The organism is Enhygromyxa salina, from assembly GCF_002994615.1.
In the GTDB taxonomy this organism is placed as follows: Bacteria; Myxococcota_A; Polyangia; order Nannocystales; family Nannocystaceae; genus Plesiocystis; species Plesiocystis salina_A.
The window spans coordinates 1-16,498 of sequence record NZ_PVNK01000238.1; the positions used below are offsets into that span (position 1 = coordinate 1).

General features: G+C 72.5%; 7 protein-coding genes. 4 read left to right on the top strand and 3 right to left on the bottom strand.

The features are described from left to right. Positions 1-5 precede the first annotated feature (5 nt). On the bottom strand, positions 6-1,451 hold the full coding sequence (locus tag ENSA5_RS27315; protein ID WP_106394627.1) for a WGR domain-containing protein: 1,446 nt from the start codon (positions 1,449-1,451) through the stop codon (positions 6-8). Between the two features lie 380 nt (positions 1,452-1,831). On the opposite strand from ENSA5_RS27315, the gene ENSA5_RS27320 reads away from it, so the two are divergent. After that, positions 1,832-2,392 (top strand): hypothetical protein, encoded by a 561-nt coding sequence (locus ENSA5_RS27320; RefSeq protein ID WP_106394628.1) that lies wholly within the window; start codon positions 1,832-1,834, stop codon positions 2,390-2,392. 130 nt (positions 2,393-2,522) lie between these two features. Here ENSA5_RS27320 and ENSA5_RS27325 read toward each other — a convergent pair whose 3' ends face one another. Both ENSA5_RS27325 and ENSA5_RS27330 read right to left on the bottom strand, forming a co-directional pair. After that, positions 2,523-3,257 (bottom strand): metallophosphoesterase family protein, encoded by a 735-nt coding sequence (locus ENSA5_RS27325; protein ID WP_106394629.1) that lies wholly within the window; start codon positions 3,255-3,257, stop codon positions 2,523-2,525. Further along, the gene (locus ENSA5_RS27330; protein ID WP_146156176.1) at positions 3,257-5,551 is read right to left on the bottom strand and encodes a hypothetical protein; all 2,295 of its coding nucleotides are present in this window, start codon (positions 5,549-5,551) and stop codon (positions 3,257-3,259) included. Before ENSA5_RS27330 ends, ENSA5_RS27325 begins: the two co-directional genes overlap by 1 nt. A gap of 102 nt (positions 5,552-5,653) precedes the next feature. Here ENSA5_RS27330 and ENSA5_RS27335 point away from each other — a divergent pair, with 102 nt between their 5' ends. The 3 genes from ENSA5_RS27335 to ENSA5_RS27345 all read left to right on the top strand — a co-directional run bounded on the left by ENSA5_RS27335 (position 5,654) and on the right by ENSA5_RS27345 (position 16,441). Beyond that, complete coding sequence (locus ENSA5_RS27335; protein WP_106394631.1) at positions 5,654-6,331, top strand: hypothetical protein; 678 nt, start codon at positions 5,654-5,656, stop codon at positions 6,329-6,331. 118 nt (positions 6,332-6,449) lie between these two features. Continuing rightward, positions 6,450-11,282, top strand: coding sequence for a tetratricopeptide repeat protein (locus ENSA5_RS27340; protein ID WP_106394632.1), 4,833 nt, complete (start codon positions 6,450-6,452; stop codon positions 11,280-11,282). Next, positions 11,279-16,441: a tetratricopeptide repeat protein gene (locus ENSA5_RS27345; protein WP_106394633.1), complete on the top strand. Its 5,163-nt coding sequence runs from the start codon at positions 11,279-11,281 to the stop codon at positions 16,439-16,441. Before ENSA5_RS27340 ends, ENSA5_RS27345 begins: the two co-directional genes overlap by 4 nt. Positions 16,442-16,498 lie beyond the last annotated feature (57 nt).

A 16,498-nucleotide genomic window follows, 5' to 3' on the forward strand; every position in this document is an offset into this window, starting at 1 on the left:
CCCCCCTACCCCCCGGCCTTCCATCCGGGGGCGTCGAAGATGGACTCGCGCAGGTCGTTGCCGTCGCGCTGACCGACCACGCCGAAGGTCTCGTCGCAGCGCTGAATCCTCGCCCCGTAGCGGCGCCGGAGCTCGGACCACCGCCCACCGATCTGGGTATCCTCGAGGACCACGCGCCCGACCCCGTCGAAGTGGTCGTGGGCCTCGATCAGCGAGTCGACGGCGCCGTCGCCAAGATCGAACAGACGCAGCTCGGCGAGCACCAGCGGGCTCGCGCGGGCGAACTCGAGCACCCGCTCGAGCGCGGTCCGGCCCTGGAGTCCGAGCTCGCGCAGGCGCGTGGTCTCGGTCAGGATCTCCAGCGCCGCGTCGAGGTTGGGCTCATCGCCGCTCGCCCAGGGATCTTGGTTGTTGGTGCAGCGGATCCACAGCCGCTCGAGCGAGGGCCACGGCGCCTCGATGATCCAGCGGCGGAGCTCCTCGTCGAGGAGCGGCACCTGCAACTCGAGCACCTTCAGCTGCGGCAGCGGGGGGAACACCCGCAGCTCACTGCCGACGATCCGCAGCGCCGCGAGCCGCGGCGCCCACATGTTGGCCAGCGCGAGCGGTGCCAGCGATCCGATCTTGACCAGATCCACCTGCTGGCGAAGGTTGCCGGTCTCGTCTCGGACCCAGCGGCCGCGCGAGATCCCGCCGAGTTCCAGGCGGATCAGCGCGCGGCGAGGCGAGAGCTGAAGCAGCGGCAGCGCCCGGGCGAGGTCGCGACGCGAGCGTGGATCGAGCTCGGCGATGCGCAGCTGCTGCATCGGCAGCGCGAGCGGGTGCGAGAGCACGGTGTCGAGGACCGGGACCAGGTCGCGCAGGCCGAGGCGCCAGCGCGAGAGATCGAGCCGATTGGGCTCGGTCCCAACCCGCGCGGCGGCGATGAAGCCGTGATCCCAGGCGAAGTTGATCGGGCGATCGGGACCGTCGAGCTTGCCGTACTCCCCAAACCACCGCGGGATCCACCGGGTCAGCAGGCGGTTGCGACTGTCGTAGAGGCGCGCGCGTCCGGGCCCGTCGACGTAGGCGAGGGTCTCGTCGATGACGATCAGCTCGCCACGGACATCGCCGCGGGACGAGAGCCAGTCACCGAGTACCGACCAGGCCGTGCGCAGGCGCTCGGGCCCGCCCGGCTGCGCGAGGTCGAGGGGATCGAGGGCGTCGATGACCGCGTTGGCGAGCTTGGGCTCGACCGCAGCGATCTCCTCGCGCGGCTGCTCGACCGGGCGAAAGCCCTGCTCGATCTTGGCGGCGATGCGCTCATCGAACTCGCGCATCGCCTCGGCCTCGAAATGCTCGCTGCGGATGATCTGCTCGCCGGGTTCGCCGATGCGTCCGGAACGAATGCGAAGCCGTCGGCCCTCGCGCTCGATCTCCCAGAAGCGCTCGTCGTTCTCGTACCGAGGCATCGCTCGCTCGGAGCATAGAAGCGAACCGACCAGCGACTCGACCCCCTCGCCGGCCAAAGGTGAGCCCAGCGACGGGGATCTGCGCCGAGCGTGGATGAGGCGCGCGCAGCGAAACAGCCTGTGCAGCCGCGCATGGGCCCAAAATGCCCCAATCGCTGGTCTGAGGGGGTGCGAGCTTCGATTTTGCCGTGGCGAGCCAAGTCACGAGTGGTAGAGTCAGCCCGACGGGCCGCCTCGTCTATGACGGAGGCGAGCTCGAGCCATCGCGCGAGGCCCACCACCGGGGCTCGCCGAGGCAGCCAGCAACCGGTCACGCCAAGTGGCCAAAAGACCACGGGAACCCATGTGTCCCGTGGAGGATGTGTTGCTCCCTTCTGGCCGTGAACGCCTCGAACCACAACCCCCCGCGCGCAGCCAGCGGACCGCCGGCTGGCTGGTCGTCGCTGCTCGCCGATCTCCGTCGGCGCACGAGCGACCTGGGCTCGCGCTCGCGCTGGAGCGTCGAGTGGGCGATCCATCGGTGGGCCAGCGATCACCTGCCGAGCGCGGCGATCCGGATCGAGCGCAGCGAAGGGCTGACCGGGCCCGCCCCGGCGCGCTGGCGTCTGCTCACCCACATCGACCCCGAGACCGGGGCCCACGCCCTCGCGGTCCTCGGCGGCCGCGCTCCGCTGCTCGCCTCCAACGTCGTCGCGTCCATGATCAACAGCAGCCGCGGCGAGGCCGTCGTCGCCGTCCGCGGAGTGGATCTGCAGCGATGGGGCCGAGCCCCCGAGCGTCACCGATCGGATAGCGAGGCAGGTCAGGTCGACAGGGCGATCGACATCGCCCTCGCCCGCCGGGCCGCCCCCTCGAGCGAGATCCCCCTGCCCCTGCGCCTCGCCGTTGCGCTGGCCCTCGAGACCGGTAGCGAGACTCGCGAGGACGCGAGCTGTCCCTGAAGCGGCGACCGAGCGACCGGCCATGCGTGGCAGAGTCGCTGACGCCCGCGGGGTCGAAACGAGCGCAGCGACTGACCGCCCGCCCGCGCAGCGGCCGTGCGTGGCAAAGTCGCTGACGCCTGCGGGGGTGCTAGACCCCGGCGAACAGGCGGGCGCCGAAGCTGTCGCTGAGCTGACCGATGTCGTAGATCCGCCGGGCCGACTCGGCCACGTCGTACTCGACCCGCTTGAACTCGAAGCGATGGTTCGCGCTGTCGTAGATCGTGTAGCTGGCGCGGGGGTCGTGATCGCGGGGCTGGCCGACGCTGCCGACGCTGATCACGTAGCGATACTCGGTCCGGACCTCGAACTCGCGGGTCACGACCTCGAACACCCGCTCGCGGCTGACCGCGAAGGCCTTGCACAGGTGCGAGTGGCCGATGAAGGTGGCCTGGCCGAGGCGCTCCCAGATCGGGATGCAGGTCGCGGCCTGCTCGACGCTGAAGATGTACTCGAACTCCTCGAGCTCGACCGGGGACCCGTGACAGAAGTGGGTCGCCTCGTCTTTCTCGATGTAGGGCAGGCCCCGCAGCCAGTCCATGTTCTCTTCGGTGAGCACACGGCTGTGGTAGTCGAGGGCCTCGCGGGCCGCGTCGTAGTAGTAGCTGTAGTCCATCCGCCCCGCGACCGCGGCGTCATGGTTGCCGAGGATCGTGAACTTGGCGTTCTTGCGCACGATCTCGCAGCACTCGTTGGGCTGCGAACCGTAGCCGACGGTGTCCCCCAGGCAGATCAGCGCGTCGACGTTCTCAGCGTCGAAGCCCCGCATCACCGCGTCGAGGGCGGGGAGGTTGGCATGGGTGTCGCTGAAGATGCCGTAACGCATTAGAGAAATTCTGCCTCGACTTCTTCGTCGAGGATGTCGAGTTCGGGGACGAGGATGGCTTCGTAGGCTCGACGCGCGAAGCCGCGAAGCTGAGTTGCGTCCGGCAGCGATCGCTCGCCGCGGATCTGAGCGCCAGCTACGCTGACGTCGTGGAGTGTAGCAAGAGCCCGCCCCGCAGCGATAGAGATGTCTGTCTCGGTTGACTGAGACAGGGCCTCGACGGCGTCCCGGGCGATGCTGTCCGGGCCGCCCTCGGCGATGACCACCTCTGCCATCGCGCGGCCAACCCGGGCGATGAGCTCGCGATGCTCGATCGGGAACTGCTCGCCGCGCGCGCTCTGGCGGCTGAGCGCGCATAGACGTTCGAGCGCCGAGGTCCCGAGGGCGCCGATCGCCCGGGCGACATCGAACCACACCCGGGTCTCTTCGCGGGCGAGGCGGCGAAGCAAGGGCACGATGCTCGACCCGTCACGAGCGATACCGAGCAAGATCGCGGCGGCTTGACGGACCTGCTGGCGCGGCGAGTCAAGCTTGGCGTGGATGCCGGGGACCGCCTGGGTCCCGAGCTCGGCCAGACTCGGCATGATCGCCAGCAGCTCTTCCTCGTCGAATTCCTCGAGGGCCTCGAACACGGCCTCGATCGCCTCGGCCGAGCCCCCATTCGCGAGCGAGGCCGTCGCCACCCGCAGGCGCAGCTGAGGGTCGCGCAGCTGGTCTCGAACGCTGGCGGCGCTACCGACGCCAGTGTCGCGGGCGTTGATCTCGCCGGCCGCGCTGCGGCTGCGGTTTGCTTCGGCCCGCTGGCGGCTCGACTCCGAGCGGCCCCGGCGACGGGGTCGGTCGCTCGCCTCGACGCCGAGCTTGCGCGCCAGCTCGACCGGGTACTCGAGCTGCTTGAGATCGCACAGCTCGGCGATCCGAGCCCAGGCCGCCGCGCGCTGCTCGGTGTCGAGGTCGTCACCGTCTTGGTCTGCGAGCGCCCGCGCGTGCGCCAGCTTGGTCGCGTAGTCGTCAAAATCTTCGGCGAGACCGGAGGCGATGATCCGCCGCCAGAACCGCCGCGGCGCGCACAGGCCGTGCTCGACCGAGCCGAGCAGCACGCGGCGCCGGATCGCCTCGTACTCGTCGACGGACAGGCCGTCGACCTCGAGCAAGTGGGCGAGGTTGCGCTTGTCGGACGCGGACTCGAGCTGGTCGAGCGCGACCGTGGTCTCGCGCGGGGAGATCAGGTGCCGGTACGCGCCCGCGACCAGGCTGTGCTCGGCGCTGCGCAAGCGATCACTGATCGGGGTCTCGCGCAGGTGCTCGAGCGCCGCGACGAAGGCCTCGCGGGGATACTCGCTGCGCGCGAGCGCGGCCCGGGCTGACTCGAGACACAAGGCGGCGTTGCGCTCGAGCGCCTGGGCCGAGACCTCGCGGCGGATCGGCGAGGTCCCCGAGCTCCCGCGCAGGATCAGCTGGACGCGGAACCTTCGGGACAGCGACGCGAACACCTCGCCGGCCTGCTCGCTGCCGACATCGACGATCCCGTCGATCAGCGCCATGCGCCCGACGTAGGACGCGACCAGGCGCACGCCGATCAGCGGGTAGCCATGGCTGCGCAGGTGGATCGGCCGGACCGCGAGCGCCGCCTGGCCCCACAGCGCGTGCCCGGCCTCGTCGACGTCGAGGCCGATCGTGACGAGCTCCTCATCGTCGTCGGGCGCCGCCGACGGCTCCATGAGCAGGACCGCCAGATAGGTGTGGGGCGCCTCGCCCTCTGGCGCGGTCCCCTGCGAGCCCCACGCGCTGGCGCCGACCGCCTTGGGCACGCCAGTGTTGGGCGCCTGCGGCTCGTTCGCGGCCCGAGCCGGCAACTGGCGACGCGCGGTGTCTTCGGTGTCTTCGCTGGCAGCCTCGACGTGCGCGACGCCCGGAGCCGCGTCGTCGAAGCGCCACAAGGGACGCAGGAGCCAGGGCTGGGCGCTGTCGTGATCGCCCGCCGCGACACGGCGGGCCACGGCGTCGAGGTGATCACGCAAGATCTCGACGAGCGCGTGGCGCTGCTGACCGCCGAGCACGAGCAGCGCCCGCTCACGCGACGGCTCGAGCTCGAGCCAGTCGACGCGGCTCGCGGCCGGCGCCCCGCAGCTCGGACACACCCCGCGCAGCGGCCCCTCTCGGTGGGCTCGCTCGGCCTCGTCGGCCATCGCGTCGCGGTCGATCCAACGCCACCGGGTCGCCCGATAGTGGACGCCGCAGCGACAGGCATACGTGACCTCGACGGCCCAGCTCGCGCCGAAAACCCTGCTCACGGCCGCACGATAGCCCCCGGTCATTCTCAGTGTAAAGGTGGTGATGACAGGGGACTGGGAGGACACCTCCGACGTCCTGCTAGACTGACGGCCCGAACCTACATGAGCGGACTCAAGGACAACCCCCCCGACCCGAGCGCGGCCCCCGAACCCGCGCCGTCCCAGGCCCTCGTCAACCAGCTCGTCGACGGCTTCCGCGACCAGCTGCGCCGGGCCCTCGACCTCGAGCTGCGTGACGAGCACGGCACGACCGCGCTGGCCTTCGTGGACCACTACCTCGGGCTCCTACGCGACGAGGACCGCGAGCCGATCATCTCGCTCGTGGCGGCTGGAGCCGGGGCGTGGTTCGGGGAGCTGGTCCGGCGTGAGATCGGCGGGACCTGGATCGGGGACGGCAGCGAGCCCCGACGCCTGCGCCTTCTGCTCGCGCCGCAGTTCGTTCACTTCTCCCCGGTCGACGTCGCCTATGAGGCGATCTTCTCGGGCTCGCCCGATCCCGGCGATCCCCGCCTCCCTCACGGCGCGGCCCTCGATGCCGTCTACCACCTGCGCAAACAGAACGAAGACGGGGATCCGGACGGGGATCCTCCCGATCACGAGTGGATCGCCGAGCGCCTCGCGGAGGCGGCCCCCGTGCCCGAGGACCAGTTTTATAGCCTCACCGGGCGATTCGAGACCCTCGAGCAGATCCTCGAGCTGCTCGCGGGCCGGGCCCTCGCGCGCGGTCGCGAACCCACTCGCTACCACCTGAACGACTACGTAGCAGCGCTCACCAAGTGAAAGGTCGAGCGCGACGGGCTCCGCGTCCTGCGTCAAACGTGTACAATCCCACGCGAATGCTCGGCCCGCCCAGCACGCTCTCGAGTGGGGCCTTGCGTGGGCGAGACGGAGGCCCGTCGTGAACAGCCCCGCGTTGTCGCTGCCCCTCAACGCCGTCGCGCAGGCTCTGGCCCAGACCGGCGAGGACCAGCGCGAGCTCCGAGCGGTGCTCGCGTTCACCGTCGCCCGCTGGTCGCTCGAGCGCGACGATGAAGACCGGGCGATCGAGCAGCTCCGCGCCGCGCTGGCCATGGTCCCGGAGCTGCGCCCGGCCATGCGCCTGCTCTACCGCATCTACGGCGACCGCAACGACGTCCGCAACGCCGTCACCTACCTCGACCAAGAGATCCGTGCGACCCGCCACCCACGCGAGGCCGCCGCCCTCTACCGCGAGCGCGGGCAGCTCGTCGAGCGATACTTCCGCGACCTCAAGGCCGCCCAGCAATGCCACGAGGCCGCCTTGCGGGCCACGCCCCGCGACCTCGCGGTCCTGCGCTCGGTCGAGCGGGTGTCGCTCGCCCGCGGCGACGTGTTCGGGACGATCGCCAACCTCGAGAGCCAGCTCGAGGTCCTCGAAGACAGCGGCGCGGCCGCGGGGCTGCTCCACGACCTCGCCCTGCTCGAGGCCCGCCACGGCGGCGACCTCCACCTCGCGGCCGACATGCTCCTGCACGCGCTCGAGCTGATCCCCGGCCACCTCGGGCTGATCAGCGATCTGTTCCGGGTCGCGGAGCTGTCCGGCGACGTCGCCTTGATGCTGCGCGCGCTCGAGGCCGAGGCCGAGGCTCGCACCCCCCAGACCCGGGCGATGCCCCTGGCCCGGGCGAGCCTGGTCCTCCACGACCAGCGCGAGCGGCCGGCCGCGGCGGCGCTGCTGCTCGCGGCCGCCGAGGCCCAGCCCGACAACTTCTCATTGTGGCGCAACCTCGAGGAGCTAGCGATGAGCTCGAGCCGCTACGAGATCGCGGTCCTGGCCTGCCTCGGCCAGCTCCGGGCGATCAGCGACGGCGACCCGGGCGCCCGCGCCGAGCTGTTCTACCGCGTCGGCCGCCTCGCGATGATCCGCCTCGACCGGGTCAACGAGGGCCTCGCCGCCATGCGCAAGGCCCTGCGCCTGTTCCCGGCCCACCTCCCCGCGGTCGAGGACACCGCGCGCTACCTGATCTCCAACGGCCTGTGGGCCCAGCTGCTCGAGCTCCTGACCCTGCAGTCGGCGACCGCCGCCAACGCCGGGCTGACCAAGGCCGAGACCGCCCAGGCCCACCTCCGCGCCGGCCAGGTGCTCGAGGAGCGCCTCGGCGAGCTCGAGGGCGCGCGCAGGCTCTACGAAGAGGCCTCGCAGATCGCCCCGGGCTACCGCCCGACCCGCGACCGGCTCGAGCGCGTGCTCCACCAAATGGGCCGGCCCGAAGACCTCGCCGAGTTCTACGAGGCCGAGCTGCGCGCAGCGAAGTCACCGGCACGCAAGGTCTTCCTGCTCTCGGTCCTCGGCCAGCTCCACAGCAACGGGCACGACGACAAGCTCGCTATCAAATACCTGGTCGCGCTGCTCAAAGAGGTGCCCGAGCACATGCCCTCGCTCCAGCGGCTCGCGCGGCTCCTGGCCCGCGCGGGTCGGACCAAGGAGCTGCTCAAGGTCACCGAGCAGGAGATCCGCCTGACCTTCAGCCCGGTCCGCCAGGCCAAGCTCCTGCACCGGGCCGGCGAGCTCGCCCTCGAGCTCGCCGATCGCGACAAGGCCCGCGAGTGCTTCGAGCTCGCCCTCGCCCAGGTCGACGATCACCAGGCCGGGATGACCAGCCTCGAGGAGCTGCTCCGCGGCGACCGCGACTGGGATCGCCTCCTGGCGCTGCTGCGCAAGCGACTGCTCTACGCGACCGACCGCGGCCGCCAGGTCTCGCTCCGGCTCGAGATCGCCAGCATCCTCGCGACCCGCCTCGATCGCTCCGAGGACGCGCTCGCCGAGCTCGAGGCCCTGCTCGAGCGCTGGCCTCGGCACCTCCCTGCCCTCCACGCGGCCGAGAACCTCGCGACCCGGCTCAACCGCTGGCCCGAGCTGGTCCGGCTCCTCGACCAGCACGTCGGCGCGGTCCAGGGCCCGCGGACCCGCGCCCTGCTCCTGCACCGCTCGGCCAACGTCCGCGCCAACTACATCGGCGATCCCGAGGGCGCCGTGCGCGAGCTCGTTCGCGCGCTCGAGCTCTGGCCCCAGCTCGGGGTCGCCCGCGCCCTGCTCCTGCGTCTGTACGAGCAGCTCGGCCGCAGCCGCGATCTCCAGGCCTTCGCCGAGGCCGGGCTCACGACCGAGCGCGGCGCCGACGACCGCCGCGCGCTGGCCCTGCAGCTGGCCGAGCTCACGCCCAAGGCCGTCGTCGCAATTCAGTATCTGGGCGCGGTCGCCGAGGCCCGGCCCGAAGACTTCGTGACCCAGCTGCGCCTCGCCCGGGCCTCGTTCCGGGCCCGCCGTCCCTCGCGTGCCGCGGGCGCGCTGACAGCCGCGGCCGACCAGTTCGCCGAGCAGCTCGACGCCGACGATCCCGGCCTCCTCGCCTACCGCTACCGGGCCGCGCGCGCGGAGGAGGCGGCCGGCAACCTCGACCTCGCCGACGCCGGCTACGCCAAGATCCTCGACCGCAACCCCAGCCACGTGCTCGCCCGCCACGGCCGGCTCCGGGTCAAGCGGACCCGTCAGAGCACCTACGTGGGTCGCTCCGAGGACCTCCAGCGGGCCCGGGCGGCCGCCGAGCACGACATCGAGCAGGCCGCGTTCGCGACGATCGCCGCCGAGCTCCACGAGCGACGCGGCGACCTCAGCGGCGCGCTCGAGCGGGTCCAGCAAGCCCTCGCCAGCCGCCCGGACTACCTGCCCGCGCTGCACTGCAAGGCCCGGGTGCTCGAGCGCCTCGGCGGCGCGGACCAGATCAACGGGACCATCGCGACCCTCGAGCTCGTCGCCGATGAGCTCCGGGTCCCCGCTCACAAGGTCCGCGCGCTGTGCCGGGCCGGGACGATCTCGCTGCGCACGGCCGAGCTCAACACCCACAACCAGCGCGCGTGGGGCCTGTTCGCCCGGGCCCTGTCCCTCGATCCCGCCGACGACCTCGCGTTTCGCGGGCTCGAGCGCACACGCAACGCCCACGGGACCAAGGGCGCGCCCGTGCTCCAGATCTTGCTCGAGAAACGCATCGCCGCCCTCGCCGCCCGCGACGCCCTCACGCCGCCAGCGATCCGCGAGGTCGCGCGCCTCGCCGCCCACACCGACGGGCCCGAGGCCGCCGTCGACCTGCTCGAGCAGGGCCTCGAGCGCTACCGCGAAGATCCGGGCATCCACGCCGACCTCGCCCAGGGCTACGCCCGGCTCGAGCGCTGGCCCGAGGTCGTCGCCGAGCTCGAGCGCGCGCTCCAGCGCGAGCTCTCGCCCGAGCGCGCGGCCGCCCTGCACTACTTCGCCGGCGACGCTCAGGAGCGCGCGGGCGATGCACCGGCCGCGATCGAGCACTACCTCGCGGCCGGCCGCGGCGGCTTCCACCCCCGCCACGCCCTGCTCTCGGCCGATCGGATCGCGGCCGACTACGGGGTCCTCGATCAGCGCGTCGAGGCCCTCCAGCTCCTCGTCGAGCTCGGCGACAGCAAGCAGCGCGTCCGCAGCCTCCGGGCCCTGGCCGACATCCACCGGGGACCGCTCGGGCAGCCCGACGTCGCCGTCGATCTCATGCGCGAGCTGCTCCTGCTCGAGCCCACCGATCTCGACGTGCTCCGCGAACTCCACCGCGCGCTGCTCAAGCTCGAGCGCCGCGAAGAGGCCAAGGCGACGCTCCTGGCCGGCGTCGCCCACCATCGCGCGTGGCTCCGGGCCGAGGGCGTGCGCAGCAAATTCGGGGCATTGAAGGACTGGGGCATCGACCACGCCCCCGTCCGCGGCCTCCGCGAGCTGTTCGAGATGTTCGGCGACGTCGACGGCGTGTATCTGTCGACGGCGATCCTCGAGGTCACCGACCTCGAGCACGACAACCACGCCCGGTGGTCGACCTGCGACGCGCTCCAGGCCGAGCCGTGGCCCCTGCCCGCGGCCCAGGACGGCAAGCCCCTCGATCTGCTCGTCGGCGACCTGCCCTGCTCCCACGCCCTCGACCTCCTCCACGAGGGCGTGTTCTTGCTCAGCGAGCTGCCCGGCGCCCCGCCGCCCCCGATCGACATCGTCCGCGGGCGCAGCCTGCCGGGCAACTCGGGGGTCGTGATGGTCGCGCGCGCGCTCGCTGACGCCCTCGGCATCTCGCAGCCGCTGGTCTTCGTCGACCCCGACCAGCACGACACCGTGGTCGCGCACCTCGGCAACTCCCCCGCGCTGATCGTCGGGCGCAAGATCAACAGCACCCCCTTCGCGCCGCGCTCGCGCGATCTCCTCGGTCGCGCCGTCATGCGCCTCGCGACCGGCGGCGACTACCTCCACGCCGACGAGGCCGGGCCGCGCCTGCTCGGGCTGCTCATGGGCCTGTGTCGCTCGCTCGAGATCGAGCTGCCCGAAGAGGCCTTCGCCTCGAGCCGCGGCGACGTCCCGACCATCGATCGGACCCTGGCCGACTGGGTCGTCAAGTCGCTGCCCGACGCGGCCACCCGCGGCGATCTCGTCCAGGCCGCGCGCAGCTTCGCCCAGTCGACCGACACCTTCGATCTGGGCCGCATGCTCGAGGCCATGGCCATGGCCCAGGATCGCGCGGGGGTCGTCGCCTCGGCCGATCCCAGGCCCGCGCTCGCGCGCCTCCTCGACGGCCAAGAGCGCAAGGTCCTGGTCGAGGAGCGCGCGACCGCGCTGCTCGGCTACCTGCTCAGTGACGATCACCTCGGCCTGCGCCGCTCGCTCGGCTACCAGGTCGCGCTCGACCACGACGGCGAGCTGGAGGAGCTGCTGTGAGCCGCCGACGCGAAGACCTCGAGCTGCGCGGGGACATGTTCACGACCCGGCCCGCGGGCGCGCCAACGGCCGGGCCGAGCGAGGACTTCAGCGGCGCCCTCGATCTCTCGGATCTCATCGATCAGGTCGAGCGCGGCGAAGGGGGCGAGCAGCGCCCTCCCGCGCTGATCGACAGCCCCTCGCTGCTGTGGGGCGTCCACTCCGGCCTCCACTCGAGCCTGCTCTCGACCTCGATGCCGACGGGCACGGCCGACGCCTGGCAGACCCTCGCCGAAGAGCTGGCCGAAGAGAGCAGCCAGGTCGACGATCCGGTCATGGGCGCCGCGCTGATGGCCGAGGCCGGCCGGATCCTGGTCGATCGCCTCGGTCGGCGCGAGGAGGGCCAGCTGCTCCTGCGCAACAGCGGCAGCGCGATCGCCCGGACGCTGCTCGACCTCCGGACCGGGAGCGACGACTCCGTCGCCGAAGAGCTCGCCGAGCTCGAGCGCATGGGCTCCGACGAGCAGGCCGACCCCGACGAGCGCGCCGCGTCGTGGGTTGAATTCGGCATGCTGTGCGAGGAGTCGATGGGCAACCGCAAGCGCGCCCTCGAGGCCTACCGTAAGGCGCTCGCGTGCCAGCCCGAGCACCGCGAGGCCCTGATGCTGGCCAGCGAGGCCGCGGCGCTCATCAACGATCGTGAGGTCGCCCTCGAGCTCGTGCGTCGCCGGGTCAAGCTGTGCAAGAGCCCGCGCGAGAAGGTCTCGCTCCTGCTCGAGCTCGCCGACCTGACCGAGGGCGCCGCCGACCTCGACGACGACGAGCAGGCCAAGGAGCTGCGCCTGCTCCTGGTCCAGGAGGCCCACGACACCGACCCCTACGAAGAGACCGCCCTGCGCCGGCTGATCCGCCTGGTCTCGGCGACCGGCGACGCGGTCCGCCTCGGTCACCTCTACCGCCACCTCGCCGACATCGCCGAGGATCCGCTCTCGGCCAGCACCGCGCTGCACCTCGCGTTCTTGACCCTGGCCGACTCGCGCGAGCCCGTCGACCACCTCGTCCGCGAGCTCGCCGCCCGCGAGCCGCGGATCCCCGACGGCTCCGACATGCTCGCGCCGCTGTCGGAGGTCGCGCTCTACATCGAGCAGCGCGTGGCCTCGGGCGACGCCGACGGCCTGCCCGCCAACCTCCACGTCCTCGACCGCGTCGCGCGGACCCTCGACGCCCCCCGCGAGCAAGCGCTGGTCCGCGAGCAGATGGCCCGGATCCGCCGCGACAACCTCCGCCGGGTCGTCGACGAGAGCCCCGATCCCGCCGACACGATCACCGGGCTGCCCAAGCTGTCCGAGGATCGCAAGGAGCTCGTCCGCACGCTCGAGTCGGATCTGCGCTTTTGCCTGGTCCACCTGCCCGAGCACCGCTGGGTCCGTCACGCGCTCGCCGAGCTGCTCGAGTACATGGGCGATCACTCGGGCCTCGTCGTGCACCTCGACGAGTGGGCCCGGACCGTGGCCTCGGGCCCCGGCCGGGCCGCGACCTTGCTCCACCTCGGCGCCGTCCACGAGAACCTCCGCCACGATCTTCCCCGCGCGGCCGAGGTCTACGAGCTCGCGGTCGCGGAAGACCCCGACAACCCCTCGTGTCTGCGGGCGCTCGGGCGCGTCTACGAGAAGATGCGCCGCTGGCCCCAGGCCGTGGCCAACCTCCAGCGCCAGGCCGACGAGACCGAAGATGGCCCCGAGCGCCTCGCGGCCCTGCGCCGGGTCGCGGCCATGGCCCAGCACGAGCTCGAGGACGTCGACCTCGCGATCGCGACCCTCGAGGAGGTCACGCGCATCGATCCCGACGACCTCCTGTCGCTGTTTCAGCTGGCCGCGCTGTGCCGGGCCGAGCATCGGACCCCGGTCCTCGTGACCACCCTCCAGCACCTCGTCGAGCGCCTCGACGACGACGTGTCGCGGACCTCGGTCCTCGTCGAGCTCGGCGAGGCCCTCGAGCTCCAGCTCAAGCGCCGCGACGCCGCCCGCGACGCCTACGAGCGAGCCCTGCGCCTGACCCCCGGCTACACCCCGGCGCTGCGGGCCCTCGGCCGGCTCTATCGCGACAACCTCGATCTCGACTCGCTGCTCGGGCTCCACGAGCCCGAGGTCGACTCGGTCACCGACCCGGCCATACTCGCGCTCAAGGCCGCGCGCGTGTGCCTCGACGAGCTCCAAGATCACGATCGCGCGATCGAGTATCTGTGGCGGGCGTACAAGACCAACCCCGACCTGTACCCGGCCCGCGAGCTGCTCATGCAGCTGCTGACCGTCAACAACCGGATCGAAGAGGCCTACGATCTGCTCCGCGCCCAGGATCTGCCCGAGCCGATCCCGCTCCTGGCCGACTACCACTACCGGCTCGGGCTGCTGGCCGAGGCGCTCGCGCGCCAGGCCGCGCAGGGGGCCGACAAGCGCGGCCGCGAGGAGGCCGCGGCGCGCCTCGACGCGGCGCTTCAGCACTACCGAGCGGCCCTCGCCGCGCAGCCCGACCACGGCCTCGCGGCCGAGCGCTCGCGTCGCCTGCTCGTCGCCCATCACGACCACGCCAACCTCATGCGCCTCGTCGCCGCGCTCGCCGAGCACGCCGAGGGCCCGGCCGAGGCCGCGCTCTTGACCCAGCTCGCGCGGCTCCGGGCCACGCGCCCCGGGACCAAGCTGCGCAACCAATCCGCGGCCGCGCAGGAGGCCCGCCGCGCCTACGAGCAGGCCCTCCAGCGGGCCCCGAGCGACCCGGTCGTGCGCCGCGAGTTCGAGACCTTGCTGCGCTTCATCGACGATCGCCAGACCCTGCCCTCGATCTACCTCCAGACCGCCCGCGCCAGCGACGACACCCACTTCCGCGCGACCTTGCTGGTCGAGGCCGCCGAGCTGCTCCTCGACGAGGGCCGGGCCGGGCCCGACGGCAAGGGTGAGCCGCCGCCGCCCGAGCGCGTCGCCGAAGACCGACAGCTGGCCGCGACCGCGATCCTCGACGCCCTCCACGCCGACCCCGGCAACCCCTACGCGGTCCGCCACCTCGAGCGCCTGCTGTCCGAGCCGAAGTCCCCGCTGCCGGCGATGCAGGCGGTCAGCGCCCGGGCCGTCCGAGCCCAGTCCGACGCCGAGCGAGCGATCTTCTACCTCGAGAGCGCCGAGCTGCTCGAGCGCGCGGGCGCGGTCGATCCGGCCCGGCGCGCCTACCAGGCCGCGATCGATGCGATGCCCGGCCTCACCCCGGCCCAGCTCGGCTTCGACCGCCTCGAGCAGGCCCGCCAAAGCGCGATCCCCCAGGCCGCCAGCGAGGCCCCGACGGTCTCGCTTCACAACCTCATGGCCGAGGCCCGAGACGCGGCCGTCCGCGCGGGCGCCTCCGGTGACCCGGCCGAGGCCGCGACCGCCATCGCGATCCTCACCGGGATCCTCGATCGCGACCCGGGTCACCGCGACGCGCTCGGCCTCGCCCGCGGGCTCACCAACCAGCTCGCCGACCCCCAGCCCGCGCTCGCGCTGCTCACGACCGTGTTCCCGCGCGTGCGCGACCCCGACACCCGCTACGATCTCGCGCTGCTGCTCGCCGAGCACAACGTCGAGCTCGACGTCGCGGTCCGCTACCTCGAGGCCGCCGTCGAGGCCCGGCCCGACGGCAAGCAGGCGCTCCACGAGCTGGTCCGCTGTCATCGCCAGCTCGGGCGCGACGCCGAGGCCGCCGAGACGACCGAGCGCCTGCTCGAGCTCTACGGGCCCGGCGAGCCCTCGGCGATCGATCTGCGCATGGGCCTGGCCGCCTCGCTCGGCTCGGACCCGAACCACCTCCAGCGCGCGCTCGCCCACGCCCGCGTGGTCCTCGACGCGCGGCCCAACGACGCGCGCGCGGTCACGCTGATGGCCGACCTGCTCGAGCGCAGCTCCCAGCGGGTCGAGGCCGCCCACCTCCTCGATCGCCTCCGCTCGCGCGAGCGCGATCGCGGCAAGCTCCACGACATCCACCTGCGTCAGGCGCGGCTGCTCGCGGTCGGCGAGGGCCACCTCCCCGAGGCCCTCGCCGCGGCCGAGCGAGCCGTCCGCATCAACCCCGGTCATCGCGAGGGCGTCGCGCTCCTGACCCAGCTGCTCGAGCGCAGCGGCCAGCGCGAGCGCGTCGCCGACTACCTGCCGTCGATCCGCGGCGCGATGATCTCGAAGATCACCCGCGCGGCGCTGTCGCTGCGCGACCTCAACCTGCTCACGCAGATCGCCCAGGAGCACCGCCCCGAGCTCGCTGGCATCGCCGAGGCCGTCGCCTTCGCCATCGATCCAGGCTCGGGCGTGGCGCCCCGCGAGCACCTGCGCGCGGCGACCCGCAACGGCCTCGCCCGGGTCCTGCAAGACAACGAGCAGCGCGAGCGTCTGCTCGCGGCCAACGAGCTCCCCGAGCTCCATGAGCTCCTGATCGCCGTCGACCCCGTGCTCGCGCGCCTGACCAACGAGTTCTCGGTCCTCGCCGCCAGCGACACCGTGCCGCTGCCCTCGAGCACCGACACGCGCAGCTTCGAGACCCTCGTGACCCAGTGGTCGACCCTCGTCGGCCTGCCTCGCCCGCTGCTCGCCGCCGGCGAGACCCACAACGCCTGCGTGCTGATCCCGACCGGGACCCCGACCCTGCGCATCGGGGCCAACTTGTGGATGCAGGGCGACCCTCAGTCGTGGCGCGGGCTCGCGGCGATCGCCCTCGCCCGCCAGGCGTGGTCGGCCGGGCTCGTGCGCGCGCTGCCGCCAATCGAGATGGACCTCCTGCTCGCGACCAGCTTCGAGACCGTGCGGGTGTTCAACGCGATCACGGCCGACCCCGATCCCCGCCGGCTCCAGGACCTCAGCGCCCAGCTCGGCAAGCACCTGCCCCGCCGCAACCGCAAGGTCCTCGAGCGCGTGTGTGAGAGCCTCTCGGGCTACGCGTTCGCGCCGTCCGCGACCGCGGGCACGACCCTGGCCAGCGACCTGCGCCTCGCGGCCTTGATGACCGGAGACCCGGGCGGCGTGCTCGGGGCCGCGTGCCTGCTCGACGGCGTCGCGGGGGGCTCGCTGAAGGCGAGGATCAACCGGTCTGGGGTCGCGCAGTCACTGCTCGCGTTCATGCTCGGCGACGAGTTCCTCGACATGCGCAGGCGCGCCTGCGAGGCGTAGCTGCGCGCCGTCGATCGCCTTCTCGCCGCCAAGACGCGGGCCTGCGGCCGCGACCCA

What these genes read in the sequence shown, in the direction of transcription:
- ENSA5_RS27335 (WP_106394631.1), top strand. Translation starts at nt 5,654, where the DNA reads ATGAGCGGACTCAAGGACAACCCCCCCGACCCGAGCGCGGCCCCCGAA.
- ENSA5_RS27325 (WP_106394629.1), bottom strand. Translation starts at nt 3,257, where the DNA reads ATGCGTTACGGCATCTTCAGCGACACCCATGCCAACCTCCCCGCCCTC.
- ENSA5_RS27315 (WP_106394627.1), bottom strand. Translation starts at nt 1,451, where the DNA reads ATGCCTCGGTACGAGAACGACGAGCGCTTCTGGGAGATCGAGCGCGAG.